3 protein-coding genes are annotated in these 2260 nt (G+C 65.8%); 1 reads left to right on the top strand and 2 read right to left on the bottom strand.

From position 1 onward, the window contains the following. Positions 1-212 (bottom strand): biotin carboxylase N-terminal domain-containing protein (locus ACK41V_RS23475; RefSeq protein ID WP_409786073.1); only part of this gene is annotated, 212 nt, incomplete at its 3' end. 179 nt (positions 213-391) lie between these two features. On the opposite strand from ACK41V_RS23475, the gene ltaE reads away from it, so the two are divergent. Next, positions 392-1462, top strand: coding sequence for a low-specificity L-threonine aldolase (gene ltaE / locus ACK41V_RS23470; RefSeq protein ID WP_409786070.1), 1071 nt, complete (start codon positions 392-394; stop codon positions 1460-1462). A 24-nt stretch (positions 1463-1486) separates the two neighbouring features. On the opposite strand, the gene ACK41V_RS23465 is transcribed toward ltaE, so the two are convergent. Continuing rightward, the gene (locus ACK41V_RS23465; RefSeq protein WP_409786067.1) at positions 1487-2218 is read right to left on the bottom strand and encodes a YggS family pyridoxal phosphate-dependent enzyme; all 732 of its coding nucleotides are present in this window, start codon (positions 2216-2218) and stop codon (positions 1487-1489) included. Between the last annotated feature and the right edge of the window lie 42 nt (positions 2219-2260).

Below are 2260 nucleotides of genomic sequence, written 5' to 3'. Positions count from 1 at the left end.
AAAAACTGTCCTCGCTGGGGCCGATTTTCGCTATCGACGCTGCAAGTCCGACAGGCTCCTAGCGCCACAGCCTCGTCGGCGGCCTGCACGTGGGGGCTGGCAGCGTCGTCGTCGGCATACACGGCCACGCTGGGCAGCCCCAGGTCATGCAGTGCCCGCACGATGCGCAGGGCGACCTCGCCCCGGTTGGCGACGAGGACTTTGGCGAACAGGGGGCGGGCGGTCATACAGAGGTCCCAACGGAAGGCGGTAGTTGCGCTGCATTCTGGCGGCGACCGGCATGCGCACATGGCAAACAAGCGACAGCCGCCGCGCGCCAAGAAACCCCGTGGCGGCAAAGCGCCCCCGCCCGCCGCTACGATGCGCGTTTTGATTTGCCTTCAGGACGCCCATGCCCGACTTTCGCAGCGACACCGTCACCCAGCCCACGCCCGCCATGCGCGAGGCCATGTTCAAAGCCCCGCTGGGCGACGATGTGTTTGCCGATGACCCTTCGGTGAACGCACTGCAAGACCATGCAGCGCAGTTGCTGGGTTTTGAGGCCGCGCTGTTTGCGCCGTCCGGCACACAAACCAACCTGATTGCGCTGTGGGGCCACTGCCAGCGCGGTGACGAAGCCATCGTGGGCCAGAGCTGGCACACCTACCGCTGGGAGGCCGGTGGCATGGCGGTGCTGGGCTCCATCCAGCCCCAGCCGGTCGAGACCCAGCCCGATGGCACGCTGCGCATCGCCGACATCGCCGCCGCCATCAAGCCCGACGACCCGCACTTTGCGCGCACCCGTCTGGTGGTGCTGGAGAACACCACCGGTGGCCAGGTACTGCCCACGCCCTACATCGCCGAGGTAGCCCAGCTGGCCCGCAGCCGCGGACTTGCCATGCACCTGGACGGCGCGCGCATGTTCAACGCCGCCACCGCCAACGCTGCGCGCAACGGCACCGATGTGTATGACGAGGCGCGCACGCTGTGCAGCCACTTCGACTCTGCATCGCTGTGCCTGAGCAAGGGCCTGGGCGCGCCCGTGGGCTCGCTGGTGCTGGGCACGCGGGACTTCATCCGCCAGGCGCGCCGCACGCGCAAGATTCTGGGCGGCGGCATGCGCCAAGCGGGCGTGCTGGCGGCTGCAGGCCACTACGCGCTGGAACACCACGTGCGCCGCCTGGCCGACGACCATGCGAACCTGGACCGGCTGGCGCAGGGCCTGAACGAAGCCAACCGCAGCCACCCCGTGCTGCATGGCCGCATCGCAGTGATGCCGTGGCAGACCAACATCTTGTTCACCGACTTGCATGCCGATGTGGCCCCGGCTTTCACGGCCTGGCTGGCACAAAACAATGTGCGCGTGACCAGCAGCCTCTATGGCGGCGCCACGCGCCTGCGCTGGGTGGCGCATCTGGATGTGAGCGAGGCGGATGTGAAAGCAGCGCTGGACTGCGTGGCGGGTTTCACGCTGCCCGCCTGAGCCCCGCTGGGCTCGGCTGATACGTCAGGGTGCCGGGTAAGTTCGGCCACCAAAAACGCCTGTGCCCACGCGCACCATCGTGCTGCCAGCCCGGATGGCGGCCTCCAAGTCGGCCGTCATGCCCAGCGACAGGGTGTCAAAACCCTCCAGCCCGGGTTCGCCCAGTGCAGATATCTGGTCAAAAAGGCTTCTAGCGCTTGTGTGGATTGCCAGTTGCGCTTCGAAATCAGGAGCATGGTCAGGAATGCTCATGATTCCGCGGACCTGAAGCCGTGGCAGTTTTGCCACAGCGCGCGCCAAGTCCAGCACCTCTGCCGGTGGCACGCCCGACTTGGTGGTGCCACCGTCCACGTTGACCTGAATACATATCTGCAAGGGTGGCAAGTGGTCCGGGCGCTGGGCGGACAGGCGCTCGGCAATCTTGAGCCGGTCCACCGTGTGCACCCAGTCAAAGTGCTCAGCCACCTGGCGGGTCTTGTTGCTCTGGATGGGGCCAATACAGTGCCATTGCAGTGCCACATCCGGCTGGGACACTGGCAGCGAGGCACGCAGGGCGAGGATCTTGTCCACACCCTCTTGGATGTAGTTTTCGCCAAAGGCGCGCTGGCCCGCGGTCACGGCTTCCATGACGGCGTCAGCGCCAAACGTCTTGGAAACCGCCAGCAGGGCAACGTCGGCGGGGCCGCGTCCAGCGTCGGTACACGCTTGCGCAATCCTGCCGAGAACCTGTTGGAGGTTGTTAGCAATCGTGGTCATAATGTTTGACAGCGTATCAAACGATAGAGGGATTCCGTGGAC

This window comes from Acidovorax sp. (assembly GCF_046291265.1).
Lineage (GTDB): Bacteria > Pseudomonadota > Gammaproteobacteria > Burkholderiales > Burkholderiaceae_C > Acidovorax.
Note: the sequence above shows the minus strand (reverse complement) of the source record. Positions and strands in the feature narration are given on the sequence as shown.